Source organism: uncultured Hymenobacter sp. (assembly GCF_964243305.1).
Classification (GTDB): Bacteria; Bacteroidota; Bacteroidia; order Cytophagales; family Hymenobacteraceae; genus Hymenobacter.
Genome location: NZ_CAXTEF010000029.1, coordinates 1 through 27,000 on the forward strand (window position 1 = coordinate 1; position 27,000 = coordinate 27,000).

Sequence of the window (27,000 nt, forward strand, 5' to 3'; positions counted from 1 at the left end):
AACAAAGTAGGGGTAGCCGCCCTGGCCTACCACGCCGGCAAAAAGCTGCTCGACGGGCGCCTGCCGGAAGAAGCCGGGCGGCCAAGCTATCAGGTGGGGTAGGGGGTAGGGTTTATAGGGTTGGGGGTTGAATGTTAAGGAAAAAAGGCGGTCCTGCTGAACGCAGTGAAGCATCTCGCTCGCGGCACTAACTCAATCGTTGTCTACCGTGGATTACTGCCGCGAGCGAGATGCTTCACTGCGTTCAGCAGGACCGCCTTTTTTCCTTGTTTCCTACCCCTCAACATTGCCGCTACGCCTCGCTTTCCAGGATGAGCTGGCGGCGGTAGCGGGCCAGAATCTGCGACTTGAGGATGAAGCCCAGGTAGCGGCCCTCGGCGTTGACGACGGGCAGCGCCCAAGTACCGGTGCGCTCCAATACGTTGAGGGTATGTTCCAAATCATCATCGGGGCCGACGACGGCGGGGGCGGGCTGCATCAGCTCGCGCACGCGGGTCGTGCTATAGTGGGCATCGTCGAAGAGCACGTCGCGCACCTGGTCGAGCCCCACGATGCCGCGCAGCCGCCCCGACTTGCTCACCACCGGAAACAGGTTGCGCGAGGCGTGGCGGAACACATCGACCAGCTCGCCGAGCGAGTCGTCGGGGCGCAGGGCCATGAAGTCGGTGGCAATGAGCTGGCGCGGGTCGAGCTGCGCGAGCAGGCCCTGGTCGCGGTTGGCGTACACGTCCACGCCCTTCTGCGTCAGCTTCTTGGTATAAACCGAGTAGGGTTCGAAGTACTTGGTAATCAGGTACGACGAGCTGGTAACGACCATCAGCGGCACGAACAGGGCGTAGCCGCCCGTGATTTCGGCAATCAGAAAGATGGCCGTGAGCGGGGCGTGCACCACGCCGGCCAGCGCGCCGGCCATGCCCAACACCACGAAGTGCACCTCGGGCAGCGCAATCAGGCCGGTCAGGTTGATGACGCGGGCAAAGAAAAACCCAGCCATCGCGCCCGCAAACAGCGAGGAGCCGAACATGCCACCGTTGCCGCCCGCCCCAATCGTGATGCTGGTAGCCACCACCTTGAGCAGCATACTGAAGAGCACCAGCAGGAGCACCAGCCACACGTTGTTGTCCTGATAAACCGAGAAGATGCTGCCGTCGGTGAGGCGGTCGGCGTGGCCTTGCAGCAACTGCTCGACCACGTTGTAGCCTTCGCCATAGAGCGTAGGGAACAGGAAAATCAGCGCGCCCAGGGCCGTGCCACCCAGCAGCACCTTGCGCCAGTCCAGGCCCGGCCAGCGCTCCAGCAACTGGTCGGACTTGTGATAGACGCGAATCATATAGACCGAGAGCAGGGCCGTCCAGAGGCCCAGCAGCACGTAGAACGGCACCGTGTTCAGGTTCCAGCTCGTGGTGATGAGCACAAACGGCTGACCCGCGTAGAGCGCCTTGGACACCACCGTGGCCGTGGCCGACGAAATCAGCAGCGGAATGAAAAACTGGGCCGGCAGCTCCAATAAAATGGCCTCGACGGCAAACAGCACCCCCGCGATGGGCGAGTTGAAAATGGCCGCCACGCCCGCCGCCGCCCCGCAGCCCGTGAGCAGGCGCCGCCGCCGCCTATCCACGCGCAGCACCCGCGCCGCGTTCGAGCCGATGGCCGCGCCCGTGACCGAAATCGGGGCCTCCATCCCCGCCGAGCCACCGAAAGTGACGGTGAGAAAGGCCGTGATGAGCTGCGAGTAGATCTTGCTGCGCGGCACGATGCTGTTCTCGCGGGCGGTATTGTAGATAATCGGTCCGATGCCGCGGCCCAGCTGCCCGCCCAGCAAGTACTTCGTAACGAGCACCGTGAGCGAAATACCGATAATAGGATAAATCGAGAGCGCAAATACGCGCTGCGGCTCCAGCATATCATCTTGCAGCAGCCCCTGGCCCCAGTGCACCATTGTTTTGAGCAGCACTGCCGCCAGCCCGGCCAGCCCGCCCACCAGCACGCTGAGCCAGACCACGTAAACCCGCTCGCTGACGTGGCGCAGGCGCCAAACCAGGAACGGGTTCAGCCAACGATAAACAGCACTTTTCGGCATGGGCGGGCGGGCTTGAGCGGCTCACTGGCGCCCCTATCACCCAGGATAAAGCCGCGCCAGCCAGCACGAAAGGCTAACGCAAAAGTCGGGCCGCCAGGGGTGCGGTTTATAAAAAAACCGGGATTAGCGCCTTCATTGCCCCGTAGGGCGCCGACTAGCACCAGGTGCCAGCTGGCTTGCCCGCCAAGGGCAGGGGTAGGAAATTAACGGCTGTGCCGGGTGCATTTCCCGCCGCCGCGCGCCGCGCAACTTGCCATTGGTAAGCGTTAAAAGACGCGAACGCCGCTGACACCGCCGCTACTCCTCCATAATATCCTCGTTCCAGAGCGCCGGCTCGGCCTCAATAAACTCCTGCATCAGAGCCACGCACTCATCCAAATTCAAATCCACGACTTCCACGCCGTGGCTTTCCATAAATTCGCGGGCCCCGTCGAAAGTGCGCGATTCGCCCACGACGACCTTCGGAATCTTGAACTGCACGATGGTGCCGGCGCACATAAAGCAGGGCATCAAGGTGCTGTAAATCACGGTGTCGCGGTAGGAGCGCTGGCGGCCGGCGTTGGTGAGGGCGTCCATCTCGCCGTGCTTGATGGCCGAGTCCTCCTGCACGCGCTTGTTGTGGCCGCGGCCCACGATTTGGCCGTTGCGCACCAGCACCGAGCCGATGGGAATGCCACCTTGCGCGCGGCCCAGGCGGGCTTCATCGATGGCGGCCTGCATGAATTCGTCCATGTTCAATTGAAGTAAGGGGGGTAGGGAAGTGGTTGAAAGGGTGCCTCAAAGAACGTCCTGCTGAGCCCCGCGAAGCATCTCGCGTGGGGAAGTAACCAATGGTAAACAACAATTGGATTACTGCCGCGAGCGAGATGCTTCGCGGGGCTCAGCAGGACGTTCTACTGGTTCAGTATATCACGCAATTCCGCCTACCCCCGCGCGCAGATGCCCTGGTAAGGGCACCACTGGCAGACGGCCAAATCGTCGGTTTTGCGGATGGGCTCCGCGGGGTCGAGGATGCGGCGGGCCAGCCGACCGACCAGTGCCTCACTGGCTTCGACGAAGCTCTGGCCTTCAGCGGTGAGAAAATCCAGGTTTGCCGCGAGCAGGCCCGCGTCGAGCTTGCGCATGGAGATGATGGCCGCGTCGGCGGCCGGCTGCCCGCCGCTCTCGACCAGAAAGCGGTAGAGCCAGAGCTGGCGCACCTTGTCGGCCTTGGGGTTGGTTTCGGCGAAGAGCCGCTCCACGGCCTCGGGGGGGGGTAGGGATTTGCGGTTCTTACTGCCCAGGTTGAGGTAGCTGGCTTCGACGAGGCCGGTCTTGTAGTCGACCACGCGCAGGCGGCCGTCGGGCAGCTGGTCGAGGCGGTCGGCGATGCCGTAGAGGCGCACGGGCAGGCGCTCGGCGGCGGTGCTTTCCGTGGCGGGCAGGTCCACGAACACAGTGGCGGCCATTGCTTTTTCCAGGGCCACGATGCGCAGCGGCAGCATGCCGGGCTGCTGCGTCAGCCCCTCCAAATAGCGCGCGATGAGCTGCACTGCCACCTGGCCGAGGAGGTGGTTCAAACCTTCGTCGGGCCGGGCGTGGCGCTCTTCCTCCTCCTGCCGCAGGTGTTTTTGCACGATGCCCGGCACTTGCTTCACCAACCCAGTAATGTCGGCTTCAGTGAGCAGGCGGCTCTCGGCCACGAAGGGCGTGAGCAGCTCTTCCAGCGCCTCGTGCACCACCGTGCCGAAGCCGTCGGTGCCCAGGGTTTCCTCCACTTCGTCGTTTTCCTGAAAGCGCGCCAGGCGCGAGAAGTAGAACTTGAGCGAGCAGGTCAGGAATTCATTGAGGGCGGAAGGGGAAAGGCCGCGCTCCAGCACACCGCGCAGGGCGCGCAGCATTTCGGGGTCTTTTTCGAGGACGAGGTCGCTGAGGGGGGTAGGGATGGTGTGGTCGCCCTTCCCTGAAACCCCATCCCCTAGCCCCTTCCCCGATGGGGAAGGGGGACTAGTCACTAGCTCTAGCCTAGAGCCTGAACTAACGTCAGCATTAGAACTAGAGCTAGCAGCTAGTTCCCTCTCCCCACCGGGGAAGGGGCTAGGGGATGGGGTTTCAGGGAAGGGGCCAGCAGGCGAAACCTCCGCTACTCCCGCCACCAAATCCTCCAGCACCAATTGCGGGCTCTGTAACGCCAAGTCATTCTCGATTTGCAGCAAAAACCGGCTCCGCTCGCCGGTGCGCGTGCCTTCGGCGCCGGGCAGCACGTACACTAAATCAGCGCGGCCGGCGCGCTGCAAGAGGCGCCAGAAGTTGTAGGCGGCGCTGGATTCGGCGTCGGCGTAGGTGGGCAGGTTGAATTCTTTTAGAACGTCATAGGGGAACAGGGAGCCGTGGCGCTTAGGGGCGGGCAGCACGTTCTCGTTGCAGCTCAGAATGATGACGTGGTTGAAGTCCAGGGCGCGGGTTTCGAGCAGGCCCATGACCTGGATATCGGCCAGCGGCTCGCCGGAGAAGGGCAGGCGGGTGCGGGCCATCTGCTCGTAGAGGAAGCGCCGGAACGAGCGCACCGACAGGCGCTGCTCGCGGCAATCAAAGGCCGAATCGAGCTGCTTGACCAGCGTGTAGAACAAGTACAGGTACTCGGCCTCGATGCCCGAATGCTTGTCCTGATACACCTCCCGCAGCAGGTCAATCAGCGTGTAGCAGGCCCGGATGATGTCGTCGCAGTTGTCCCAGGTCGCAAACAGGGCCCGAATCAGCGGGTGCTGGTGACCGAGTTGGAGCAAATCTTCGGCATTCAGCAGCACGGCGTTGCGGCGCACGATTTCGCGGCACACGTGGTCGAGCAAATCCTGGGGCTGGCCGGGCTGTTGGTTGAGCCAGCGTTGGTAGCGGCGCAAAAACGGGTGGCTGATGAGCTTGCTCACCGCGCCGTGGTGGTAGCGCGGCACACCGTAGCCGGTCCCGGCCGAGCCCTCGCGGATACCGGTCAGGTGCACCTCAAACAGCAAATCCACGAGGTTGAAGAGCGGCGTGCTTTGGAAGCTCAAGCCCATCGTCACGTTGTAGTGCGGCACGGCGTCGGGCGGCAGGCCGTGGAGCACGGGCAGGAGCAAGGTCTCGTCGGGCAAAACCACGGCCACGGTCGCTTCAGGGTTGGCCTGGCGGGCTTCGGCCAGCAGCTGGCCGGCCACTTTGCCTTGCATACTGGCGTTGGCCACGCCTACGAAGCGGATGCGGTGCGGCTGGCCGCGCAAATACTCGGTGCCGTCGCCGAAGGCTTCGCGGGGCAGGCCCCAGCTGTTTTTGCTCAGGTAGCGCCGTAGAAACTGGCCCGCCCGGTTCACCGAGCCTTCCTCCAGATAAAACGGGTCGGCGTCGAAGCGCAGCTCGGCACGGCCCTCGCGACTGAGCAGCTGAATCAGCCTTTCCTCGGCTTTGGAGAGCAACCCCAGGCCCAGAAACAGGTGCTGGGCGGGGGCCGGCTCGGCGGCATTTCGCAGGCGCTTTTCTAGCTTCTCGACGGCCAGCCGGTAGGCCAGGCCGGGGTAGGCAATGTGCTGGGCCAGCATCCGGCGCTTCAGCTCGCGGTACACTCGCTCAAGCTGATCCCAGAAGTGAAAGTAGCGGGCGGCCTGGCTTTTTTCGGGCAGCACCTCCAGCTCCCAGCGCTCCAGGGCCTTGGCTTGCGAGAGATATTCGAACACCTTGCGCGGCGAAGCCAGGTTTTGGTCGAGGTTGGAGAAGTCCGTGAGCAGCAAGCCCGACCAGCCCACGAACCGGTCGAAATCCAGGTCCTGGTCGATGTGGCGCAGAATGTCAAAGAGCAAGAGCTGCAAGGCAATCGGCTCCTCGACCTGCACGCCGGCCAGCTCCACCATGTAGTCTTCCATCGCCGCCACGCGCGGGCTCCACAGCGCCTCGCCGGGGGCCGTGGCCAGGGCCAGCTCGTTCTTGAAATACACCACCGCCCGCCGCGTGGGCACAATCACCACGAGGTCGGAAAGCGCCTCGGGGTCGTGCGCCTCGACCAGCTCTTGCGCGGCCTGCGCCAGAAAAGAAACCGGCCCGGCGGCGGTTGGCGGAAGAAGGGGGGGTAGGGAAAGGAGGGGGGCGGCTGGCATAGCCGTAAAGATACCAGCCGCAGTAACAGGTTTTCCGGCAAGCTCGTCCTTAACTCCGGCCGCTTTGCCTCGTAACAATACCGCACAGAAATCAACTTTATCCATTCACCTTATGCCCTCTCCCTCCCAACTTTCCCACGAACTCCGCGAAGGCCAGAGCGCCGACCTGACGCGCCGCCGCTGGATTATTGGCCTCTCGCTCGTCACCGTGGCCGCCGGCCAGATTGTGAGCCTCTACCAGACTGGCATCATCAAGCACCTGCCCGACCCGCCCCTGGACGTGTTCGATTCCGACAAAGTGGACGCCTCGGACTACGCCTACAAGCGGCTGCAGTCGCCCGACGCGCCGGCCATGATTGTGACGGGCGGCCTCACCACGATGCTGGCCGCGGCCGGCGGCCTGAATCGGGCCCAGGACTTACCCGCCGTGCCGCTGGCGCTGGCCGGCAAAACCCTGCTGGACGTGGCTACCAACGTCAAACTCGGCATCGAGGAGTGGCAGGCAAATAAAAAGCTCTGCTTCTATTGCCAGCTCTCGACGGTGGCCGCCATTGCCGCGGCGGCGCTGGCGCTGCCCGAAGCCTTCAAGGCCGGCAAGAGCCTGCTCAACGGCCGCCGACAGCGCGCCATTGCCTAGGCACCTGCTTGGCGGCTTCAACTTTCTGTTTCCTTTATAATGCATAATGCCCGGCTGCCCGCAAGGTCAGGCCGGGCATCTTGCGTAGGTAGCGCCCGGTCTTGCAGCGGCGCGCCTCAACCGCCGTCAGCAGTGGCTCGTAGGCAGTTAGTCGGAAGATGAAGATTTGGTGAAGTCAATCGATTCACTGCCGTACCTTCGCTGGCCGGCTGCTCCTTGAAGCCAGCGGTAGCGCCTGTTTCGCACCTTTGTTTTTAGCGATATTTATGTCTAGCATTGAAAAAATTCTTGAAAACAACCGTCGCTGGGTAGACGAGAAAAATGCCCAGAACCCCGACTATTTCCAGGAACTCGTGAAGGGTCAGCATCCGCAGTACCTGTTCATTGGCTGCTCGGATTCGCGGGTGCCGGCCTCGGGCATCACCGGCACCGGGCCGGGTGAGATGTTCGTGCACCGCAACATCGCCAACCTGGTAGTAAACACTGATATGAACCTGCTCTCGGTGTTGCAATACGCCGTGGAGGTGCTGGGCGTCAAGGATATCTTGGTGGTGGGGCACTACGGCTGCGGGGGGGTAGAGGCCGCCAGCAAAAACAAGCAGTACGGCCTGATTGACAACTGGCTGACCAATATTCGCGACGTGATTCGCATTCACGAAGCGGAGATAATGGCCATCGAGGACAAGACCCAGCGCCTGCGCCGGCTGGTGGAGCTGAACGTGATTGAGCAGGTGCACAACCTGGCCAAAACCAGCATCATCCAGAATGCCATGAAGGGCGAGAACTCCCCCCGCCTGCACGGCTTGGTGTACGACCTGGGGGTAGGACTGCTCAAGGACCTGGAAGTGGGCGTCGACGCGGTATACAGCAAGACGGAGCACATCTACGCCACCGAAAAACCAGTGTTCGACCCCGCCAAGGACAGCAGCCACCTGCAAGTTGCGGTCGGGCCCGACCCCGATAGCCAGGCGGACTTTCCGGCCGGTTCTCAGCCGGTGCCGGCTACCCAGCAAGCCGCTCACTAGTTCCCGTTACGGCACATTTAGCTAGCCGCACTCCAGCGTGGCGCCGGCTGGCCTTCTCTTCCAAGCCCCTCATTTTTCTAGTTAAGCATGGCTGATTCCTTAACCAAGCCCGCTGCCGCGCCCGTAACGGAGGCTCGCACCGGGCTTTTTGCCACGCTGGGCCAGGATGTGCCGGCCGGGCTGGTCGTGTTTCTGGTGGCCCTGCCGCTGTGTTTGGGCATCTCGCTGGCCTCGGGCGCGCCGCTGCTGGCGGGCGTGGTGGCCGGTGTAGTGGGGGGCGTGCTGGTGAGTTGGCTTAGTGGCTCGGCCGTGAGCGTGAGCGGGCCGGCGGCGGGCCTGACGACGGTGGTATTGTCGGCCATTGCCACGCTAGGCTCGTTTCCGGCGATGCTGGCGGCTACTATGGTGGCGGGCCTGATGCAGATAGTGCTGGGCCTGGCCCGGGCCGGTATCATTGCGCTCTACTTTCCGGCAGCCGTTATTCGCGGGATGCTGGCTTCCATTGGTATTATTCTCATCCTCAAGCAAATTCCGCACTTTCTCGGCGCTGACTCGGACTTTTTCGAGGACATGAACTTCTCGCAGTTCGACGGCCTGAACACGTTCTCGGCCATTGGCGCCGCCTTTCGCGGCCTCAGCCCCGGCTCGGTGCTGATTGGGGCCGTCGCACTGGGCTTGCTGCTGCTCTGGGACAGTGCGCCCATTCGGCGGCAGCCCTGGCGGCGGCTGGTGCCGGGCGCGCTGGTGGCCGTGGTAGTGGCGGTGCTGCTCAATCAGCTGTTGCAGCGGGTGTCGCCGGCCTGGCAGGTGCGCCCGGAGCACCTCGTCACACTGCCCGTGCTTTCCTCCGTCTCGCAGCTGGTCGGTGAGATGAACTTCCCCGACTTCAGCGCCCTGCGCAAGCCGGCCACCTACGGCGTGGCCTTCACCATTGCCATTGTGGCCTCGCTCGAAACTCTGCTTAGCATTGAGGCCGTCGACAACCTCGACCCGCAGAAGCGCCACACGCCCACCAACCGCGAGCTGCTGGCGCAGGGCGCGGGCAACATCGTGAGCGGCCTGCTCGGCGGCCTACCCATCACAGCCGTTATTGTGCGCTCCTCGGCCAACATTGATGCCGGCGGGCAGAGCCGGTTGGCGGCCTTCCTCCACGGCCTGCTGCTGCTCACGAGCCTGCTGTTTCTGGGCTCGGTGCTGAACCTGATTCCGCTCTCGGCCCTGGCGGCGGTGCTGCTGGTGGTAGGCTACAAGCTCACCAAGCCGGCCCTCTACCGGATGCAGTGGAAGCTGGGTTGGGAGCAGTTCATTCCCTTCATCATCACCATCATTGCCGTCCTCTTCACCGATTTGCTCAAGGGCGTTAGCATTGGGCTGGTACTGGGCTTCTTCTTTATTCTGCGCGACAACGCCAAGGCCGGCTCCTACCTGCGCCACGAGGCCAGCCGCGACGACGCGCCCGACGTGCTGCACCTGCGCCTGCCCGAGCACGTCTCGTTTCTCAATAAGGCCAGCATCGTCACCACGCTGGAACAGCTGCCCGCCGGCGCCCGCATCATCCTCGACGGCACCCGCTCCGACGTGATTGACCAGGACGTGCTCGAAGCCATTGAGGCCTTCCGGCAGGCGGCCCCGGCGCGCGGTATCGACCTGGAGCTGCGCGGCATCCGCCAAGTGGGACTGATGGCGCACTAGCGGCGGGTTGTTTAGGAAGAAAGCAAAAAGCCAGCTCCTAGGTCCGGGGCTGGCTTTTTTAATGAGATAACTTAATGGCGGGGGCTGGGTTGCTTTCCTCTTGCTGCTGCTCATCTGCTGCGCGCCGTTGCGACTAGGCAGCCTTTTTCCTACCCCCCTCTCATGCTAAAGAAGTCGCTTGACCTGCTCCGTCTGGAAGCCGCCGAAACCGGCGCCGGCACTCTGCCACGCACCCTCAACGGCGTAAGCCTGATTGCCATCGGCATTGGCGTTATCATCGGCGCCGGTCTGTTTTCGCTCACCGGTCTGGCAGCCGCCAATAATGCCGGGCCAGCCGTCACGATTTCCTTTCTGGTGGCCGCCGTGGGCTGCGCCTTCTCGGCGCTCTGCTACGCTGAGTTCGCGGCGCTGGTGCCGGTTTCGGGCTCGGCCTACACGTATGCTTATGCCACGATGGGCGAGCTATTCGCCTGGATTATCGGCTGGGATTTGGTGCTCGAATACTCCGTGGGCGCGGCGGCCGTGGCCATCAGCTGGTCGCAGTACCTGACCAAGTTCCTGAGCGAATACGACCTGCACATCCCGGCCCAGTTGGTAATGTCGCCCTTCGAGCACGCCACGCTGGCCGACGGCTCGGTAGTGTCGGGCATCATGAACGTGCCGGCAATGGCGCTCGTGCTCAGCATCACGGCCATCGTGGTGCGCGGTACCAAAGGTTCGGTCTGGTTTAATGCCTTGGTTGTGGCCCTGAAAGTGAGCGTGGTGCTCGTGTTCATTGCTTTGGGCTGGCAATACATCGACCCGGCCAACTACCAGCCCTACATCCCCGAGAATACCGGCAAATTCGGCGAGTTCGGCCTCAGCGGCATTTTGCGCGGGGCGGGCGTTATATTTTTCGTCTTCATCGGCTTCGATATTGTGGCGACAATGGCGCAGGAAACCAAGAATCCGCAGCGCAACCTGCCCATCGGCATCCTCGGCTCGCTGGTTATCTGCACGGTTTTGTTCGTGCTTTTCGGCCACGTGCTCACGGGGTTAGCGAATTATACTGAGTTCAAGAACAGCGCCGCCCCGGTGGCCATTGCCATCGAGAAAACGCCCTACGCCTGGCTCAGCTCGGCCGTGATTCTAGCCATTCTCATCGGCTACACGTCCGTTATTCTGGTCGATTTGCTGGGGCAGTCGCGGGTGTTTTTCTCGATGTCGCGCGACGGGCTCCTACCCCCCTTGTTTTCGCGGGTGCACCCGCGCTTCGGCACGCCGCTGCATTCGGGCCTGCTGCTGGGCTCGTTCATTGCTTTGTTCGCCGGCTTCGTGCCCATCGCCGTGGTCGGCGAAATGACCAGCATCGGTACGTTGCTCGCCTTCGTGATGGTGTGCCTGGGCGTGCTCATCCTGCGCCGCACCGACCCCGACGCGCCACGCTCTTTCCGCACGCCCTGGGTGCCGCTGGTGCCCATTCTCGGCATTCTGGTGTGCGTGGTGATGATGGCCTCGCTGCCTTGGGAAACCTGGCTGCGCCTGCTGCTCTGGCTGGCGCTGGGTATGGTGATTTACTACGGCTATGGCCGGCGCCACAGCAAGCTGCGGCTCGGGCAGGGGGTAGGCGGGGCGCAGTAGCGGGCGGGCGTGACGCCTGGCGGGCCGGAGTTTAGGGCTCCGGTTTCTTGGCGGCGTACATTTGGAGAAGTGCCACTGGCCTTGCGCTTAACTTTGATTAAATAGCACTGTTCTGAGGTCAATCTACTAAATCAGGATAGCGCACGCGGCCGTGGTAACTCGCGCAACGCCGGGCGGCCCTGAAAATCCCTGGTGTCCGCCCCATGAAGCCCTCTCCCTACCCCGACCTAATTCCATCCTTCGAGCACGAGCGGCTCGCTGCCCTGCAACCCTATCAGGTGCTCGGCACGCCCGGCCAGGGCCTGTTCAATGATTTTGTGAGCGTCGTCGCCAAGCTCTTCGACGCGCCCATTGCGCTCATCTCGCTGGTGCGCGATACCGATGTGGTGTTCGTGGGCAACGAAGGCCTGCCGGAAGCGCCCGTGGCTAACCGCGAGGATAGCATGTGCTCGGTGGCCATTTTGCAGGACGGCCTCACCGTCTTTGAGGACCTCACCACCCAGCCCTGCGCCTTGGTAAATCCTTACGCCGCCCAGCAACTGCGCCTGAGCTTTTACGCTGGGCAGGCGCTGCGTACCCCCGCCGGAATGCCCATCGGCAGCCTGTGCGTGCTCGACCGCAAGCCGCGCCGGCTTACGCCCGCCGAGGGCGAATTGCTGCGCGAGTTGGCCCTGGTCGCCCAGGACCTGCTGCACCTGCAAGCTACCCAGGCGGCCGACGGCGCCCTGACGCTAAGCCTGCGCGGCCGCCTCGACGGCCCCCTGCAACAGACGTTTACCCGCCTCGCCACCCTGGCCGAACTGCAAGCCTACGAGCCCAACCCCGACTCCGCCGAAGCCCAGCACTATACCGATTCCCGCCTCGACGAGGCCCGCTACCTGGTCCAAACCATGCGCCGGGAGCTGCAAAACATGCTGGTGGCCGGGCGGGGGTAGGATGCTCACTGGCTACTCCGCAGCTACGGCTGGCGGCAGGGGGTAGGCGGTCGTTAGGGAACCCGGTCCCACACCTCACCCGCTTTGCTCACCATGCGCACCATCCCGGCCCGGCGGTCGTAGTACAACTCTTGCATATAAGAACCGGAAACGGGAGCGCAATCCGGTCCCCGGTCGGTGCCGATAAACGTCACCACCTCGCTGTACTGCCGGCCGCTCACGGTGAGTTGCGTGAAAGAGCCTTCCAAGGCCGCTCCGCTTGGAAACTTCAAGCCGCGGCAGCTATAGTAGTCGCTAATGATGTCGGTATTGCCTACGAACTCGTACCAATCGCCTTTAGCGTAGAACCGGCTCGTATTCTTATCCACTCCGCCCGAATTAAGATTGGTACGGAGTGCGGCGCCACGGTAAAATCGTAGTTCGCCGCCGCCGCGCAGGCTATCGGTTCGGGTCAGACGTACAGTTGTTTGGTCGTAATAGTTATATAGTTCAGGCTTGGAAAGATTGAGGCCGGGCGGCTGCACTTCCTTGTTTTCAGCTTGCACATCAAGAATAATCTGTCTTACCTGGTACACCCGTTGGTAGCCCTGCTTATTCACAAACTTCCACTCGTCGCCCTGCCGCGCCGATAGCCACGGCTGGTCGCCATCCGTGAAGTGATAGTACGGAATGCCCTTGACGAATGAGAGTCCTTCCCGCTCCTCATCTTCTTTTTCGCAAGCGGTGCTACCCAGCAAGAGTAAGCTGGTTAACAGAGGCAGCATAATACGTGGTATGGTCATATCAGGAAACGTTATGGGTTAAGTGTGCCGAAAGGTAGGCTTACGTTCCGGCGTACCACAGACCTAAATTTCGATTCAAAGGACTTCATATTATCAACGTATTCCTTGTGATTGATTGTTAGTCAGAAGGTTGCGGCAATTTTTAAGGATTTTCAAATACTTATTTGTTCGGATTTACAAGCGGAGCACAACTGCCTATAAAGACGCCCACACCGCCATTAAAGCCCGACCTTTCCGCCAATTATCTTTGTTGATTCCCCGCGCCGCCCGCATCTGCGTCATCGGCGGCCTCATCTGCACCATCTGCGATTGTGATAGTCTGCCTAGCCGAAAAGCCCAGCGTGGCCCGCGAAATTGCCCAGGTCATCGGTGCCTCGCGCCGGATGGATGGCTACTTCGAGGGCAACGGCTACCAGGTGACGTGGACGTTCGGCCACTTCTGCCAGCTCAAGGAGCCCGAAGACTACAACCCGGCCTGGAAGCGCTGGAACCTGCACGAGCTGCCCATGCTGCCCGAGCAGTTCGGCATCAAGCTCATGCGCCGCGACGCGGGCGTCGTGAAGCAGTTCCACACCATCAAGGAGCTGCTGGACAAGGCCACGGAGGTCATCAACTGCGGCGACGCCGGGCAGGAGGGCGAAGTAATTCAGCGCTGGGTGCTGGCCGAGGCCAAGTGCCGCAAGCCCCTCAAGCGCCTCTGGATTTCCTCGCTCACGGAGGATGCCATTCGGGCCGGCTTCGCCAATCTGCGCGACGGCAAGGAGTTCGAAAAGCTGTATCAGGCGGGCAAGAGCCGGGCCGTGGGCGACTGGCTACTGGGTCTGAATGCCACGCGCCTGTTCACGCTCAAGTACACCACGTTTCAGCAAAAGCAGATTCTGAGCATCGGCCGGGTGCAGACGCCCACGCTAGCCCTGCTCGTGGACCGCTACCACGAAATCCAGAACTTCCGCCCCGAGCCCTACTGGGTCCTGCGCACCGAATACCGGGGTACCCTTTTCAGCCGCGTGGCCCCGCCGGAGAAGCTCAAGGAAGCCGAAGAAGCGGCCGACACCAAGTCGCGGCTGCGGGCAATGGGCTTTTTTTTGAGCGAAGAGGAAGCTAACCAGGTGCTGAAAGAGGTGAAGGCCGCGCCGCTGACGGTGACGAACGTCGAAATCAAAAAAGCCCGCGAAGCCCCGCCGCGCCTCTTCGATTTGACTTCGCTGCAAGTGCAGTGCAACAACCAGCTGGGCCTCTCAGCCGACGACACGCTCAAAATCGTGCAGGCCCTGTACGAGAAGAAAGCGGTGAGCTACCCGCGCGTCGATACCACGTTTCTGCCCGACGATATTTATCCGAAAATCCCCGGCATCCTGCGCGGCATAGCCTACCCGCAGCTCACCGGACCGCTGCTGGACAAGAAAATTCCGAAGACCGGCAAGGTATTCAATAACAACAAGGTAACCGACCACCACGCCATCATCCCAACCGGCGCGGCCGGCCCCAGCGGCGGGTTGGAAAGCAGCGTCTACGACATCATCGCCCGCCGCTTCATTGCCGCCTTCTACCCCGACTGCGAGGTGAGCAACACCACCGTCAGCGCCGAGGCCGCCGGCCACCCGTTCCGCGTGCGCGGCCGGCAAATCCTGAATCCCGGCTGGCGCATCGTCTATGGCGACCCGGCCCAGCAGGCGGCGCCCAAGCCAGCGCCCGCTGCCGGTTCGGCTTCGGCGGGGGGGGTAGGGGCCGAAGCCGAAGACGACGTAGTAAGCACGGTGTTGCCCAGCTTTGAGAAAGGTGAAAGCGGCCCCCACGCGCCGCGCCTGGACAAAAAAATCACTCAGCCGCCCAAGGACTACACTGAAGCCACACTCTTGCGCGGCATGGAAACCGCCGGCCGCAACGTGGATGACGAGGAGCTGCGCCAGGCGATGAAGGAAAACGGCATCGGCCGCCCCAGCACCCGCGCCGCCATCATCGAAACGCTCTTCAAGCGCAACTACGTGACGCGCGAAAAGAAGCGCCTCGTGCCCACGCCCACCGGCGTCGAACTCATCGGCCTCATCCGCAACCCGACCCTGAAATCGGCCGAGCTGACCGGGCAATGGGAGAAGAAATTGCGCCAGATTGAGGCCGGCGAGCTGACGGGCGAGCAGTTTCTGAGTGAGCTGACGGCGCTCGTGCAGGAGATGGTGGGCGAGGTGAAGCAGGACCGAAGCGGGCGGGCGCTGTCGGCGGGTCCGGCAACCCCATCCCCTAGCCCCTTCCCCGATGGGGAAGGGGGAGTAGTCGCTAGCTCTAGCTCTAGTTCTAACCTTAAACTAGAAACTAAGACTAGAACTAGTTCCCCTTCCCCATCGGGGAAGGGGCTAGGGGATGGGGTTGCCGGACCGGGGCCAGCCACCTCCCTCGGCCCCTGCCCCGCTTGCGGCACCGGCCACATCCTGCGCGGCAAAACCGCTTTCGGCTGCGCTCGCTTCCGCGAGGGCTGCCAGTTCCGGCTGCCGGGCGAGTTTATGGGCAAGAAGCTGACCGACGCGCAGGTGAAAATGCTGCTTGCCAAAGGCCGCTCGCAGCTCATAAAGGGCTTTGTGAGCCCTGACGGGCAGAAAGTAGATGGCGCCCTGGCCCTCAATGTCCAGCACCAGCTCACGCTCGTGCCGGCCGCGCAGAGCAAGCCCACCACGGCCACCGACCCCGGCCAGATTCCGTGCCTGGCCTGCAAGCTCGGCACCATGCTGCGCGGCAAGACGGCCTACGGCTGCTCGCGCTTCCGCGAGGACTGCCAGTTCCGCGTGCCGCTGGAGTGGGGGGGTAGGGCCCTGACCGAAACCCAGCTTCGGCAGCTGCTGCGCCGCGGCGAGACCGGCGTCATCAAGGGCTTTGTGTCGGCCAAGACGGGTAAGAAGTATGATGCCGCGCTCAAGGTAGAGGCCGGGCGCGTGGTGCCGGCGTTTGGGTAGCAGGTAAGCCGGTTGGTTTATAAACTTTTGAAGATATTAAGAAATAACTACTCTTTCCATAACATTCGTATAGATAACGGGTTAGCCCTCCGTATAGCAGCAAGTGCGCCCTAGCGACAAACTGCTTTAAGCCAGAAATTGTACTTATTATAGGCGAGCACGCTACTATTTTTAACTGATTTTGTGAGCACACAAGACTACTTAGCGCAAGAGTTTCATGAGTTGGTCGGCGCCGACCCGGCCATTTTCGAATTTCTGCAAAACACGGCCCTCGACGGCCTCTGGTACTGGGACCTACTGGCGCCCGAAAACGAGTGGGTGAGCGCCAAATTCTGGCAGACCCTGGGCTACGCCCCCGACCAGGTGCCCACCAGCCCCGCCGCTTGGCGCGCAGTGATGCACCCCGACGATTTGGCCGCCGCCCGCCGGCACCTCGTCGCCCTCGTCCGCGACCCAGCCCGGCGCTACGACCAGGTGGTGCGCTATGCCCACCTCGACGGCTCGACCGTGTGGATGCGCTGCCAGGGCCTGGTGCTGCACGACGAAGCCGGCCAGCCCACCCGCATGGTGGGCGCGCTGCGCGATGTGACCAGGGAAAAGCAGCTCAGCGGCTCAGCGCAGGATGTGGCTACCCAATATGGCCTGCTGCTCAACAACCAGTCGGTATTTATTGCCCGCACCGATGTGGAAGGTAACTACATCTACGCCAACGACTTGTTCTACGAGCGGTTTGGTCTCGACTCCCGCGTTATCGGCCAGTCCTCGCTGCTCAACATCATTGAGGAAGACCGGCCGAAGTGCATCGAAACGGTCATAAAATGCTTTAGTGAGCCCGAAGTGCCTCATCAGGTGGTGCTGCGCAAGCCATTCCGGCATGAGGTGATAAAGTCCACGCACTGGGAGTTCAAGGGCGTCTTGGGCGAGCAGGGCCAGGTGGTGGAAATCCTGTGCGTGGGCTACGACATCACGCTGCTGATGGAAAATTTGCAGCGGTCGCAGCACCTGCTCGATGTGACGAGCCAGCAGAACATCCGCCTGCAAAACTTCGCCTACATCATCTCCCACAATATCCGCTCGCACTCGGCCAACCTCACCTCGCTGGTGCAGCTGCTCAACGAAGCCGACGACAAGGAGCAGCGCGATATGTTCTTGCAGATGCTCAAAACCAGCACCGAGAAGCTGGCCGACACCATCGTCAACCTCAGCGACATTATCACGGTCAACAGCAACCTCAACAAGCCCAAGGAGCCCCGGCCGCTGCACGCCGAAATCAATAAAACCCTGGAGGCGCTTAGCGTGCTGATTCACCAAAACAAGATTGCGGTAGAGATTGACGTGCCCGCCACACTCACCGTGAACGTAGTGCCGGCTTACCTCGACAGCATTCTGCTTAACCTCATCAGTAACGCCGTTAAGTACCGCTCGTCCCAGCGGCCAACCCTGATTCAGCTGCGCACCGAGCAGGAAGCGGGTTTCGTCGTGCTCACGGTGCAAGACAATGGGTTAGGCATTGATTTGGTAAAGAACCGCGCCAAGCTCTTTGGCATGTACAAAACATTCCATAACAATGAGGACGCGCGCGGCGTTGGGCTATTCATAACCAAGAACCAAATCGAGGCCATGCTGGGCAAAATCGTGGTCGAGAGCGAAGTGGGCGTTGGTTCTACGTTTAAAGTTTATTTCAATGAAAGTGCCTAGGCTGGCCTATGTGGTGGAGGATGACCCGGTTACGTCCATTATTACGGAGCTGATTATCAAGAAAAACCGGCTCTGCGAGCAGGTGCAGAGCTACGGCAATGGCCAGCAGGCCTTCGACCAGCTTACCGCGGTGCTGCAAGACCAGGCCAGCGACGAGATTCCCGACCTGATTCTGCTCGACCTGAACATGCCGCTCATGGACGGCTGGGAGTTTCTCGACGCCTTCGCTGGCCTCGCCATCGATAAGCAGGTGTGCGTGTTCGTGCTCACCTCTTCGATTCACCCCGACGATATCGAAAAATCAAAGTACTATAAAGAAGTCAAAGGCTACTTCTCCAAGCCCCTGGACCTCCCCAACGTAACGCGAATGCAGCAGCTGCTGGATGAGCTGCCAGCGTAGCGTACGCGCTTAGCTTTCGACTGCCCCGCGCCCCTGGAGCCAGCGGGCTAACCTGAAAATCCCTACCCCCCTTTGGCACGCCAAAGGGGGGTAGGGATTTTGATTTCAGGCTCACTTAATGCAGCTTAATAGTTCAGCCGCAGCCCGCCCATCAGCCAGCGGCCGGGCATCTGCGCGCCGAGCAGGTCGGCGTACTGCGCATCAAACAGATTCTGGGCCTGCAAAACGACGAACACGCGCTTGGGTAGCACGGCGGCTTCCAGGCGGGCGTTGAACACGGCGTAGTCGGCCGTCAGGCGGCGGCTGATTTGGTCGGCGGCGGCCGCGTCGCGCTGCTTGTAGAGGCCGCTGAGCGTGAAGCTGCCGTAGCGGCTGGCGCGCAGCGTGAGCGTACCCGACACGAGGTGGCGGGCGAAGCTGCCGAGGTACTGCGACACGACGGGGCTGGCATTGGTGAGGTAGGTGTAGCCGGCTACGGCCTCCAGGCGCAGGTGCGCGCCCAGCGGTGCCTGACCCCAAAGCTCGGTTTCGAGGCCCTGGGTGCGCACCGAGCGCAGGTTCTGGGCCAGGTTGTAGCTGCGGTCGGCTTGCAGGTTGGCCAGGCCGGTCTGGCGGATGGCGTCGGGGCCGGGCCGCAGCACGTAATCAATCAGGTCGTGGCCATCGCGGGCAAAGGCTGTGGCCTTGAAAGTCAGCTGGGGCCAGGGCGAGTAGTCCGCGCCCAGCTCGTAGGTCGTGGCCCGCTCGGCCTGAAGTGAGGCCAGGCCCACGGTTGAACCATCGCGCAGTGGGCTGGCGGCCAGGTAGTTATAGTAGCGCTCGGTGAAGCTGGCGGCCCGCACGCTGCGCCCTACTCCCCCCCGCAGCACTAGGGCCGCTACGGGCGCGTAGCTCAGGTTGAGCTGCGGAATCCACTGGCTGCCGTAGGCCGCGTCGTGGTCGAAGCGCAGGCTGCCGGTGGCCGTCAGGTTAGCTACGCCGCTGTACGCCAGCAGGCTATAGAGGCCGTAGTGCGCGGTTTGGTGGTTGCCCTGGTTGTTGCTCTGGATGCGGCGGTCGTCGTACTGCCCGCCCGCGCCGAGCTTCAGCGTATTGCCCAGCGCCTGCGTGTGGTGCAGCTGGGCGTTGGTGAAGCGCGTTTCGTGCTCGTTGGGCCGGCCGGCCGGGGTGAAGGCGTAGTAGTCGGTCGAGTAGCTGTGGGCGACTTGCAGCTCGGTTTGCTGGCCGGGGCGGGGCCGGAAGCGCAGCTGGGCCTGCACGAAATCGCGGGTGGTGCGCTCGCGGCTCAGGTCTGTCGCGAACGTGGAATAAAAATACTGGGCGTCGAAGTCGCGCCGGTCGAAGGCGGCGCGGGCGGCCACGCTGAGCTTGCTGGTCAGGTCGTAGCTGGCCGAAAGCGAGTAAGTGCGCAGGTTCAGGTCGTTGCGGCCGGTGCTGGGCGCCTCGCGCGGCTGGCCCTGGGTTTTGTTGAGTAGCACGCCGCCGCCTACGCGCAGGCGCGCGGTTTGGGCGAAGCCGCCGGCGTTCACGTGCCAGAGCTTCCACTCGCCGCGCAGCCCGGTGGCTTGCAGATTCAACTGCTCGGTGGGCCGGCGGGCGGCGAAGGTTTTGGTGACGATGTGGATGATGCCGCCCACCGCGTCGGGCCCGTACAGGGCCGAGCCGGGGCCCCGCACAATCTCAATCTGGGCGATTTCGGCCGGCGCAATCGGGAAATAGGAGTTGAAGTGGCCCGTGAGCGGGTCATTCAGTCGCTGCCCATCCAGCAGAATCAAGACCTGATTAAACGTGCTGCCGCGCAGCGTGATGTCGGCCTGGGCGCCGAAGCTGCCGCGGCTCTGCACCTCCAGCGAGGGCAGGCAGCGCAGCAAGTCATCGAGTGAATTGACCGGAAACCGGCTCAGCTCGGCGCCGGGAATGATGGTCACGTTACGGCCGGTTTCGCGGCTGCGCTGGTCGAGGCGGGAGGCCGTCACGGTTACCTCGCTCAGGCTTTGACTTCCATCTAAACTGACTAGCTGACCCTGTAAACCGGCCGCCACCTCGCTCAGATTTCGGGAAGTTGGGATGGAATCGGCGGCAGGGTGGGTTTGGGCCAGCAGCAGGGGGGTAGGAAGCAGGCCAGCCAGCAGCAAAGGCAGCGCGCGTAGCACCGGGATAGAAAGAAACATGCAGCGGAAAGAAGCGGGGAGATGGTCGCGGCAAAAGTAGGCTGGCGCACCTCACCCCCTACCCCCTCTCCAAAAAAGAGGGGGAGCCACGGCGGCAGAATTAATTAAAAAACTAAAAATGTAGAATCAAAAATGAGCTGTTCGAGGCTTGTCATTCTTCATTTTTAATTCAAGTCGTCCGGCGCCCCCTCTTTTTTGGGGGGGGGGGTAGGGGGTGAGGTTGGCACTAGGCTACTCCCCGTAGCCACCTTGGTTGTGTAACGCCTGCCCAGCAATGTAGTGAGGTTGGCACTAGGCTACTCCCCGTAGTGGACGATATTCTCAATCATGCCCTTAAAAATGACGGCGTGCAGCGGCACAATCGAGTACCAGTAGGCGCGGCCCAGCAGCCCCTGCGGGCGGTAGGCGGCCAGCTGTTCCAGGGCGTGGGTGCCGTCTTCGCGGTCGACGATGCGGAATTGCAGCCAGGCCTCGCCGGGCAGCTTCATCTCGGCGTAGAGCAGGAGGCGGCGGGCGGCGCGGTCGGCCACCAGCACCCGCCAGAAGTCGAGCGGGTCGCCGGCGCGCAGGTGGGTGGGCGAGCGGCGGCCCCGGCGCAGGCCCACGCCGCCCACCGCCTTGTCGAGCAGGCCGCGCACGCGCCAGAGCCAGTCGGTTTTGTACCAGCCCCGCTCGCCACCGATGCGCCAGATGTTGTTCAAAACTTCCTCCGCAGGCCGGCTGAAAGCCAGCTCGCGCCGGTCAAAGAGCATCCCGTTTTTGGGGATTTGGATGGCATCCATGTAGTTCTGGCGCATGGTGCCGCTGCTCAGCGCGTCGCTCCACGAGCTGACGACCTCGTTCTGCTCGATGCGCTGGAAGGCCAGCTGGAGGGCCGCGGCGTAGCCCATGCACGCGTGCGGCACGGCCTGAGCTATGCTGCGGCGCGCATCAGCCACCGTGTCATTGCGCAGACTTTCTACCAGGCTTTGGGCCAGCGAAAACGTGGTGCGCGTGACCAGGAACAGCCACCACGACGAGAGCTTGGGCGTGAGCACCGGGATGGTCACAATCCAGCGCTTGTAGCCGCGCTCCTGGGCCAGGCCGATTAGCATCTCGCGGTACGTGAGCACGTCGGGCCCGCCGATGTCGAAGGATTTGCCCAAGCAAGCCGGGTTGTCGAGCACGGCTTGCAGGTAAAACATCACGTCGCGCACCCCGATGGGCTGGCAGCGCGAGTTGAGCCAGCGCGGCGTCACCATCACCGGCAGCTTCTCGACCAGGTCGCGGATTATCTCAAACGAAGCCGAGCCCGAGCCAATGATAATACTGGCCCGCAGCACCGTCACGGCTGCTTTTTCGGCCTTGCGCAAGCCTTTTTCCACCGCCCGGCGCGAGCGCAGGTGCACGCTCAGGGCCCGGTCGTTGGCAATGCCGGAAAGGTAGATGACCTGCCGCGCGGTGGTGCGGTTCAGGTACTGCGTGAAGTTGTGGGCCGACTGCTGCTCGAGGCGGAAGAAGTTCTTGTCGTGCCCGCTCATCGAGTGCACCAGGTAGTAGGCCACGTCGATGTCGAGCGGCAAATCAGCCAGGGATTCCGGCTTGAGCAGGTCGGCGGCCACCACGCAGATTTGCCCGTGCTGAGCGGCGGGCAGCACCTCGGGCAGCGCAAAGCGGCGCGGGTCGCGCACGAGGCAGATGACCGTGTGGCCGGCGGCGGCTAGCAGCGGCAGCAGGCGCTGCCCAATGTAGCCCGTAGCTCCGGTAAGCAGGATGTTCATGGCGGGGTTGGAGCCAGGGAGAGGGGGTAGGGAAATCCGGGGCCGCGGCTTGGCTTAGAGGTAAGTTGCGGCCCCGCAACTATGTTTGGCGCCAGCCCCCCGCCTTAGCGCGCGCCCACCGGCGCGGCCACGCCCTCCCGAAACCCCTCGTAGGCGGGCTTGGGACGGTACTGCTCATCCAGCAGCAGCGGCCACTCGGGGTGTTTTTTGAAGTCGCGCAGCCAGGTGTCACCGTCCGAGACGCCCCAGAACGTGATGCCGTATTGCCGGGCCGGCGGCAACTGCCGGTAGGCGGCCACCAAATCGCGCACGAACTGGCGCTGCTGGGCTAACAGCTCCGGCGTGGGCTGGGTCAGCGCACTGTGCTGGCCCTGGTGGTTGATTTCCACGTCTACCTCCGAGAGATGCACCAGGTAGCCCAGCGCCGCCACTTTTTGCATGGCCGCGCTGATGTTGGCGACGGAAGCGCCCACCGAAGTGTGGGTTTGAAATCCTACCCCATCGACGCGGATGCCCTGGGCTTTAAGGGAGGCCAGCAGCGCCAGCGTGCCATTAAGCTTGGGGCCTTCGGTTTCAATATCCCAGTCGTTGTAGAACAGCAGCGCCTGCGGCGCGGCCTGCCGCGCGTAGCGGAAGGCGCGGGCCACGTAGCTGGGCCCCAGGTGCTGAAACCAGACGGTGCGCGAAAGGCTGCCGTCGCCCTCCAGGGCCTCGTTCACCACGTCCCAGGCCGGCACACGCTGGCCGAAGTGGCGCACCGTGGTCTGGATGTGCTGGCGCAGCAGCCCGTCCCAGGCGGCCGTGTCGCCCTGAAACTGCGTCACCCAGGCCGGCAGTTGCTGGTGCCAGACCAGCGTGTGGCCGTGCACGCGCTGGCGGTGCTGCCGCGCGAACTGCACCAGCCCATCGGCCGGTGCCCAGCTGAACTCGTTGGGCCGCGGCTGCAAGGCCTCCATCTTCATGGTGTTTTCGGGCGTGACGCTGGAAAACTCCCGCTCAATGGCCGCCCGGTAGGCGGCGTTGGCTGGCAGCTTGTCCACGTTCACGCAGGTGCCCACCGGGAAGCCGGCGCCTTTCCCTACCCCCCTTAGCTGCGGCAGCGTCGCGCAGGAGGTGCTGAGTACGAGCAGAACTAGGGCTGCGAACAGCGCGCAAGAAGGTCTGGTAAGCTGTAGCAGCCGGTCGCAGTTGCGTTGGAAGCTATTAGGAGGGGGCATGACACCTGATTTAGAAAGTGAGTGGCGGGCAGCTGTTAAAGCAGGCACTGCAAGGGATTACTTGCCCACCACCGGCAGCACCGCCACGCTCTCGTGCCCCTGGGCATCGACGCTGGCCACGCCGAAGATGAAGTTGTCCTTGCTCAGCGGTAAGTCGGCTGTGAGGCCCGCGAAGCGGAAGCGCCGCTGCCACTGCGGGGCGCTGGTCTCGCGCACCAGCACCACGTAGCCGGCCGGGGCGGGGCCGCCCTGCGGGGTCTGCCAGCGCAATTGGGTGCGGTTGGTGAGGTCGGCAGTGAGCACCTCGACGGTGCGCGGGGCGGCCGGGGCCAGCGCCAGGCTGGCGAGCGTCGCCAGGTTGACGGCGGTGCTGCGGCGCAGGTATTCATAGTCCACAAACTCGGGCCGGTCGCCGTACACGGTGCCGTTTTCGGTGCGCAAGTCCTGGTGCTGGTGGCGAAAATCCTCGTTCATCTCCGTGAAGCGCACCGCCGCGTAGCCCTGCTGATTAAACGGCGTGTGGTCGCCGCCGCGCAGAAACCGGTCGGGGCGGTACTGCATCACGACCTGATGCTGCGGCAGATAAAGCTGGGTGGCCTGCTGGGCGTAGCGGGCGAGCTGGCGGCTGGGCGAGTCGTTCTCGCTGCTCAGCTGGCGGCGCTGGCGGGCCTGCTCGGGCGTCTCGGTGGCCGGCACGCCCTCGCTGAACACGCGCAGGTGCGTGGCGTCTTTCAGCACGGGGTCGCTGCCGGTGCTGTTGCCCACGATGTCGTTGTTGAGCATCGCCACCAGGTTCCAGCCTTCTTTTTTGGCACGCCCGGCCAAGTGGGCCGAGCCGTAGAGGCCCTGCTCTTCGCCCTGCACGGCCACGAGCTTGATGGTGCAGGGAAACTTCTGACCCGCCAGCACCCGCGCCAGCTCCATCACCACGGCCGTGCCGGAGGCGTCGTCGTTGGCGCCGGGCGCGTCGGCCGTGGCATTCATCACGTCACTCACCCTGGAGTCGATGTGGCCGCTGACGATGAACACGCGCGTATCGGTGGGGTCAGTGCCGGGCAAGGTAGCCAGCACGTTGGCCATGAGCACCTTCTGGCTGATGCGGCGGCCGTCGGGCTTGATGGTGAAGGTGTCCATCTCCACTTTCAGACGGCCCCCGCCGGCCTGGCTGTACTTCTCAAACTCGCCGCGCACCCAATTGCGGGCCGCGCCGATGCCGCGCTTGGCGTCGGTGGTGGTGCTGAGCGTGTGGCGCGTGCCGAAGCCGACGAGGCCGCGCACGTCGGCTTCCAGGTTTTTGGCCGAGAGCTGGGCCACCAGCTTCTGAATGGCCGGGTCGGCTTTGGCGGCCGGGGCGGGGGTAGGGGCCGGCGCCTGAGCTTCGGCGAGGATGGGCAGCAGGAGCAGGGGTAGGAAAGCGCGTTTCATTAAGGCAAGAAAGAATAGGAGCGGCAAGTAAACGAAAACGCCGCAAGTCGGGCGGACCTGCGGCGTTTTGGCGCCTTAATTTATGATTGATTTTTCGACCAGGACAATATTATTTCAAGCTCCAAACTGGCGCAGGTGATAATCCAGGTGCTTCCAGGTGACCTCGCCCAACTCCTGGGCTGAAAGGTGCCCGAATACTGGATGCTTGACGCCGGCCGGGCTGTACTGAGCGGGCTCTATCAGGGCCAGTAGCGCTTTTCGGTCGTCTGCAAAGGTGGTGAGCGGGGTCATGCCTGCCTTGGCATCCAGCTCCTTCAACGTGCGCATTCCGGGCTTAAACTCCTTTAAGCGCGTCACGACCAGCCACTTCACGAGGGGCTTGAGAAAGCCCGGCAGGCGCACCGACGTCACGGGCTTCTCACCCCGGCTCACCCGCAGTTGGTCGGCGCAGTGCACCAGCATTTGCTGGGCGCTCATGGTGCCCCAGCGGCGGGGCGTGTCCGGCGCAAGCTGCTCGATACGAGCGGTTAGGCGGGCGTGAGCGCCGGCATTCAGAAAGCTAATGCTCATGTACGGAAACAAAGTAAATCCCTACCCCCCCATCGTGTGATAAACCGCCTGCACGTCATCATCCTCCTCGAAGCGCTCAATAAGCTTGTCCACTTCCTCGGCCTGCTCATCACTGAGTGAAACCGTGGTGTTGGGCACGCGCTGCAAGGTGGCGCTGACTACGTTCAGGCTCCTGGCTTCCAGCGCCTTCTGCATCTGCCCGAAGTCGGTGAAGGCGGTTTCGACGACCATGTAATTATGCGTGGCGCCGTGCTCATCCTCTTCCTGAGCTTCGTACACGTCCTCGGCGCCAGCGTCGATGAGTTCTAGTTCCAGCTCGTCGCGGTCCAGGCCTTCGGCGGCCAGCTTGAAGACGCCCTTGCGGGTGAACGTATAGTCCGAGGAGCCCGCCGTGCCCAGCGCGCCGCTGTTGCGGCTGAAGTAGAGGCGCACGTTGGCCACGGTGCGGGTGGGGTTGTCAGTGGCCGTTTCGATGACGATGGCCACGCCGTGGGGGCCGTAGCCTTCGTAGATAACTTCTTGGTAGTCTTTCTCTTCGCGCGAGGAAGCCCGCTTGATGGCGGCGTCCACCCGGTCTTTGGGCATGTTGACGCCCTTGCCGTTCTGGATGGCCGTGCGCAGGCGCGAGTTGGTGTCGGGGTTGGGCCCGCCTTCCTTGACGGCCATCACGATTTCCTTGCCGATGCGGGTGAAGTCCTTCGACATCCGGTCCCAGCGCTTCATCTTGCGGCCTTTCCTGAATTCAAATGCGCGTCCCATTGGGAGATAATTATGAGTTTTGAGTTATAAATTATGAGTGCAGGCCCAGCCGGGGGGGCAGGCGCCCAAACGGCCTGCAAGTTAGCCAAGGGGGTAGGGGGATGGCAAACTAAGCGCGATGTAGAGAGTAGCGTGGACTCTGCGAGTCCGCGCGTTGAACAGCCCGAACTGCGCCTAACGGCCTCACGCGCGGACTCGCAAAGTCCACGCTACTCCTACTGCTTATCCAGCCAGCTTACGAACTGCCGCAGCCCTTCGGCCAGCGAGGTTTGCGGGGCGTAGCCGAGCAGGCGCTGGGCCTTGCTGATGTCGGCGTAAGTCACGTCCACGTCGCCGGCCTGCATGGGCTGGAATTCCAGCTGCGGCGCTACGCCCACGGCCTCGCCGACGGCCTGAATCAGCTCTAAAAGCGGCACGGGGCGGTGGTTGCCCAGGTTCAGGGTTTCGTAGAGGGGCGCCGGCTGGGCCAGCAGATAGGCGATGCCGCGGGCCACGCCGTCGACGGTATCGAGCACGAAGGTGTAGTCGCGGGCGGTGCTGCCGTCGCCGAAAACCGGGATGGGCTGGCCGGCGTGCAAAAGGCGCACGAACTTGTGAATCGCTAAATCCGGGCGCTGGCGCGGGCCATAGACGGTGAAAAACCGGGCGTTCAGCACGCTCAGTTGATACAGGTGATGGTAGGCGTAGGTAAGCTGCTCACCGGCCAGCTTGGACGCGGCGTAGGGCGAGATGCAGGCTTGCAGCAGCGGCGCGTCTTCGCGGAAGGGCCGTTCGGGCGTGTTGCCATAAACCGATGACGACGAGGCAAATAACAGCCGGCGCACCTCGTGCTGGCGCATCCATTCCAGCAGGTGCGTCGTGCCGAGCACGTTGTTTTCGAGGTAGGCGGCGGGCTCGCGCACCGAGGGCCCTACCCCCGCTTTGGCCGCCAGGTGCGCCACGACGTCCACGGGCTCGATAATTAGAGCGGCCAGCGCGGCGGGGCCCTGGCCTAAGTCAGCTTCGTGAAACGTGAACTGCGGGTGGTTGATAAAGCCGGCCAGGTTGGCCTGTTTAGCGGCGCGGGGGTAGAAAGCGTCGAAATTATCCAGGCCCAGGACGCGGTAGCCGTCCCGCAAAAGCCGCTCGCAGAGGTGGGAGCCGATAAAGCCCGCGCACCCGGTAACCAAAACTGTTGGCAT

At 63.0% G+C, this 27,000-nt stretch carries 19 protein-coding genes; 8 read left to right on the forward strand and 11 right to left on the reverse strand.

The features are described 5' to 3' along the window. Positions 1-292 precede the first annotated feature (292 nt). From ACFE70_RS14940 to ACFE70_RS14950, 3 genes are all read right to left on the reverse strand, one after another. Entirely contained in the window at positions 293-2,080 is a 1,788-nt protein-coding gene (locus tag ACFE70_RS14940; protein WP_375418568.1) for a chloride channel protein, read from the reverse strand. Between the two features lie 297 nt (positions 2,081-2,377). Continuing rightward, positions 2,378-2,812: a nucleoside deaminase gene (locus ACFE70_RS14945; protein ID WP_375418569.1), complete on the reverse strand. Its 435-nt coding sequence runs from the start codon at positions 2,810-2,812 to the stop codon at positions 2,378-2,380. A gap of 191 nt (positions 2,813-3,003) precedes the next feature. After that, positions 3,004-6,183, reverse strand: a complete 3,180-nt coding sequence (locus ACFE70_RS14950; RefSeq protein WP_375418570.1) for a PD-(D/E)XK nuclease family protein — start codon at positions 6,181-6,183, stop codon at positions 3,004-3,006. A 112-nt stretch (positions 6,184-6,295) separates the two neighbouring features. On the opposite strand from ACFE70_RS14950, the gene ACFE70_RS14955 reads away from it, so the two are divergent. From ACFE70_RS14955 to ACFE70_RS14975, 5 genes are all read left to right on the forward strand, one after another. Next, positions 6,296-6,820: a vitamin K epoxide reductase family protein gene (locus ACFE70_RS14955; protein ID WP_375418571.1), complete on the forward strand. Its 525-nt coding sequence runs from the start codon at positions 6,296-6,298 to the stop codon at positions 6,818-6,820. Between the two features lie 266 nt (positions 6,821-7,086). After that, positions 7,087-7,845 (forward strand): carbonic anhydrase, encoded by a 759-nt coding sequence (locus ACFE70_RS14960; RefSeq protein WP_375418572.1) that lies wholly within the window; start codon positions 7,087-7,089, stop codon positions 7,843-7,845. An 87-nt stretch (positions 7,846-7,932) separates the two neighbouring features. After that, positions 7,933-9,537 (forward strand): SulP family inorganic anion transporter, encoded by a 1,605-nt coding sequence (locus ACFE70_RS14965; protein ID WP_375418573.1) that lies wholly within the window; start codon positions 7,933-7,935, stop codon positions 9,535-9,537. Positions 9,538-9,699: 162 nt separating this feature from the next. Then, positions 9,700-11,157, forward strand: a complete 1,458-nt coding sequence (locus ACFE70_RS14970) for an amino acid permease (RefSeq protein ID WP_375418574.1) — start codon at positions 9,700-9,702, stop codon at positions 11,155-11,157. A gap of 203 nt (positions 11,158-11,360) precedes the next feature. After that, the gene (locus ACFE70_RS14975; RefSeq protein ID WP_375418575.1) at positions 11,361-12,092 is read left to right on the forward strand and encodes a hypothetical protein; all 732 of its coding nucleotides are present in this window, start codon (positions 11,361-11,363) and stop codon (positions 12,090-12,092) included. Between the two features lie 53 nt (positions 12,093-12,145). Here the strand turns inward: ACFE70_RS14975 and ACFE70_RS14980 are convergent, their stop codons facing one another. Continuing rightward, positions 12,146-12,856 carry a hypothetical protein gene (locus ACFE70_RS14980; protein WP_375418576.1) on the reverse strand — a complete coding sequence of 237 codons (711 nt, stop codon included), beginning with the start codon at positions 12,854-12,856 and terminating at the stop codon, positions 12,146-12,148. A gap of 329 nt (positions 12,857-13,185) precedes the next feature. Between ACFE70_RS14980 and ACFE70_RS14985 the strand changes: the two genes are divergently transcribed. The 3 genes from ACFE70_RS14985 (at position 13,186) to ACFE70_RS14995 (ending at position 17,917) form a co-directional block, all read left to right on the forward strand. Further along, positions 13,186-15,819 carry a DNA topoisomerase 3 gene (locus ACFE70_RS14985; RefSeq protein WP_375418577.1) on the forward strand — a complete coding sequence of 878 codons (2,634 nt, stop codon included), beginning with the start codon at positions 13,186-13,188 and terminating at the stop codon, positions 15,817-15,819. Positions 15,820-16,002: 183 nt separating this feature from the next. Further along, positions 16,003-17,517 (forward strand): PAS domain-containing protein, encoded by a 1,515-nt coding sequence (locus ACFE70_RS14990; RefSeq protein ID WP_375418578.1) that lies wholly within the window; start codon positions 16,003-16,005, stop codon positions 17,515-17,517. After that, a complete protein-coding gene (locus ACFE70_RS14995) occupies positions 17,504-17,917 on the forward strand; it encodes a response regulator (RefSeq protein WP_375418579.1) in 414 nt (137 codons plus the stop codon). Before ACFE70_RS14990 ends, ACFE70_RS14995 begins: the two co-directional genes overlap by 14 nt. A 125-nt stretch (positions 17,918-18,042) precedes the next feature. On the opposite strand, the gene ACFE70_RS15000 is transcribed toward ACFE70_RS14995, so the two are convergent. The 7 genes from ACFE70_RS15000 to ACFE70_RS15030 all read right to left on the reverse strand — a co-directional run bounded on the left by ACFE70_RS15000 (position 18,043) and on the right by ACFE70_RS15030 (position 27,000). Further along, entirely contained in the window at positions 18,043-20,088 is a 2,046-nt protein-coding gene (locus ACFE70_RS15000; protein ID WP_375418580.1) for a TonB-dependent receptor plug domain-containing protein, read from the reverse strand. 296 nt (positions 20,089-20,384) lie between these two features. Continuing rightward, positions 20,385-21,848, reverse strand: a complete 1,464-nt coding sequence (locus ACFE70_RS15005; protein ID WP_375418581.1) for an SDR family oxidoreductase — start codon at positions 21,846-21,848, stop codon at positions 20,385-20,387. 104 nt (positions 21,849-21,952) lie between these two features. Beyond that, a complete protein-coding gene (locus ACFE70_RS15010; RefSeq protein ID WP_375418582.1) occupies positions 21,953-23,065 on the reverse strand; it encodes an endo-1,4-beta-xylanase in 1,113 nt (370 codons plus the stop codon). Positions 23,066-23,122: 57 nt separating this feature from the next. Further along, entirely contained in the window at positions 23,123-24,490 is a 1,368-nt protein-coding gene (locus ACFE70_RS15015) for a M28 family peptidase (protein WP_375418583.1), read from the reverse strand. 114 nt (positions 24,491-24,604) lie between these two features. Further along, positions 24,605-25,060 (reverse strand): DUF1569 domain-containing protein, encoded by a 456-nt coding sequence (locus tag ACFE70_RS15020; RefSeq protein WP_375418584.1) that lies wholly within the window; start codon positions 25,058-25,060, stop codon positions 24,605-24,607. A gap of 21 nt (positions 25,061-25,081) precedes the next feature. Next, complete coding sequence (locus tag ACFE70_RS15025; RefSeq protein ID WP_375418585.1) at positions 25,082-25,819, reverse strand: YebC/PmpR family DNA-binding transcriptional regulator; 738 nt, start codon at positions 25,817-25,819, stop codon at positions 25,082-25,084. 215 nt (positions 25,820-26,034) lie between these two features. Further along, positions 26,035-27,000 carry a GDP-mannose 4,6-dehydratase gene (locus ACFE70_RS15030; RefSeq protein ID WP_375418586.1) on the reverse strand — a complete coding sequence of 322 codons (966 nt, stop codon included), beginning with the start codon at positions 26,998-27,000 and terminating at the stop codon, positions 26,035-26,037.

What these genes read in the sequence shown, in the direction of transcription:
- ACFE70_RS14940 (WP_375418568.1), bottom strand. Translation starts at nt 2,080, where the DNA reads ATGCCGAAAAGTGCTGTTTATCGTTGGCTGAACCCGTTCCTGGTTTGG.
- ACFE70_RS14945 (WP_375418569.1), bottom strand. Translation starts at nt 2,812, where the DNA reads ATGGACGAATTCATGCAGGCCGCCATCGATGAAGCCCGCCTGGGCCGC.
- ACFE70_RS14950 (WP_375418570.1), bottom strand. Translation starts at nt 6,183, where the DNA reads ATGCCAGCCGCCCCCCTCCTTTCCCTACCCCCCCTTCTTCCGCCAACC.
- ACFE70_RS14955 (WP_375418571.1), top strand. Translation starts at nt 6,296, where the DNA reads ATGCCCTCTCCCTCCCAACTTTCCCACGAACTCCGCGAAGGCCAGAGC.
- ACFE70_RS14960 (WP_375418572.1), top strand. Translation starts at nt 7,087, where the DNA reads ATGTCTAGCATTGAAAAAATTCTTGAAAACAACCGTCGCTGGGTAGAC.
- ACFE70_RS14965 (WP_375418573.1), top strand. Translation starts at nt 7,933, where the DNA reads ATGGCTGATTCCTTAACCAAGCCCGCTGCCGCGCCCGTAACGGAGGCT.
- ACFE70_RS14970 (WP_375418574.1), top strand. Translation starts at nt 9,700, where the DNA reads ATGCTAAAGAAGTCGCTTGACCTGCTCCGTCTGGAAGCCGCCGAAACC.
- ACFE70_RS14975 (WP_375418575.1), top strand. Translation starts at nt 11,361, where the DNA reads ATGAAGCCCTCTCCCTACCCCGACCTAATTCCATCCTTCGAGCACGAG.
- ACFE70_RS14980 (WP_375418576.1), bottom strand. Translation starts at nt 12,856, where the DNA reads ATGCTGCCTCTGTTAACCAGCTTACTCTTGCTGGGTAGCACCGCTTGC.
- ACFE70_RS14995 (WP_375418579.1), top strand. Translation starts at nt 17,504, where the DNA reads ATGAAAGTGCCTAGGCTGGCCTATGTGGTGGAGGATGACCCGGTTACG.
- ACFE70_RS15000 (WP_375418580.1), bottom strand. Translation starts at nt 20,088, where the DNA reads ATGTTTCTTTCTATCCCGGTGCTACGCGCGCTGCCTTTGCTGCTGGCT.
- ACFE70_RS15005 (WP_375418581.1), bottom strand. Translation starts at nt 21,848, where the DNA reads ATGAACATCCTGCTTACCGGAGCTACGGGCTACATTGGGCAGCGCCTG.
- ACFE70_RS15010 (WP_375418582.1), bottom strand. Translation starts at nt 23,065, where the DNA reads ATGCCCCCTCCTAATAGCTTCCAACGCAACTGCGACCGGCTGCTACAG.
- ACFE70_RS15015 (WP_375418583.1), bottom strand. Translation starts at nt 24,490, where the DNA reads ATGAAACGCGCTTTCCTACCCCTGCTCCTGCTGCCCATCCTCGCCGAA.
- ACFE70_RS15020 (WP_375418584.1), bottom strand. Translation starts at nt 25,060, where the DNA reads ATGAGCATTAGCTTTCTGAATGCCGGCGCTCACGCCCGCCTAACCGCT.
- ACFE70_RS15025 (WP_375418585.1), bottom strand. Translation starts at nt 25,819, where the DNA reads ATGGGACGCGCATTTGAATTCAGGAAAGGCCGCAAGATGAAGCGCTGG.
- ACFE70_RS15030 (WP_375418586.1), bottom strand. Translation starts at nt 27,000, where the DNA reads ATGCCAACAGTTTTGGTTACCGGGTGCGCGGGCTTTATCGGCTCCCAC.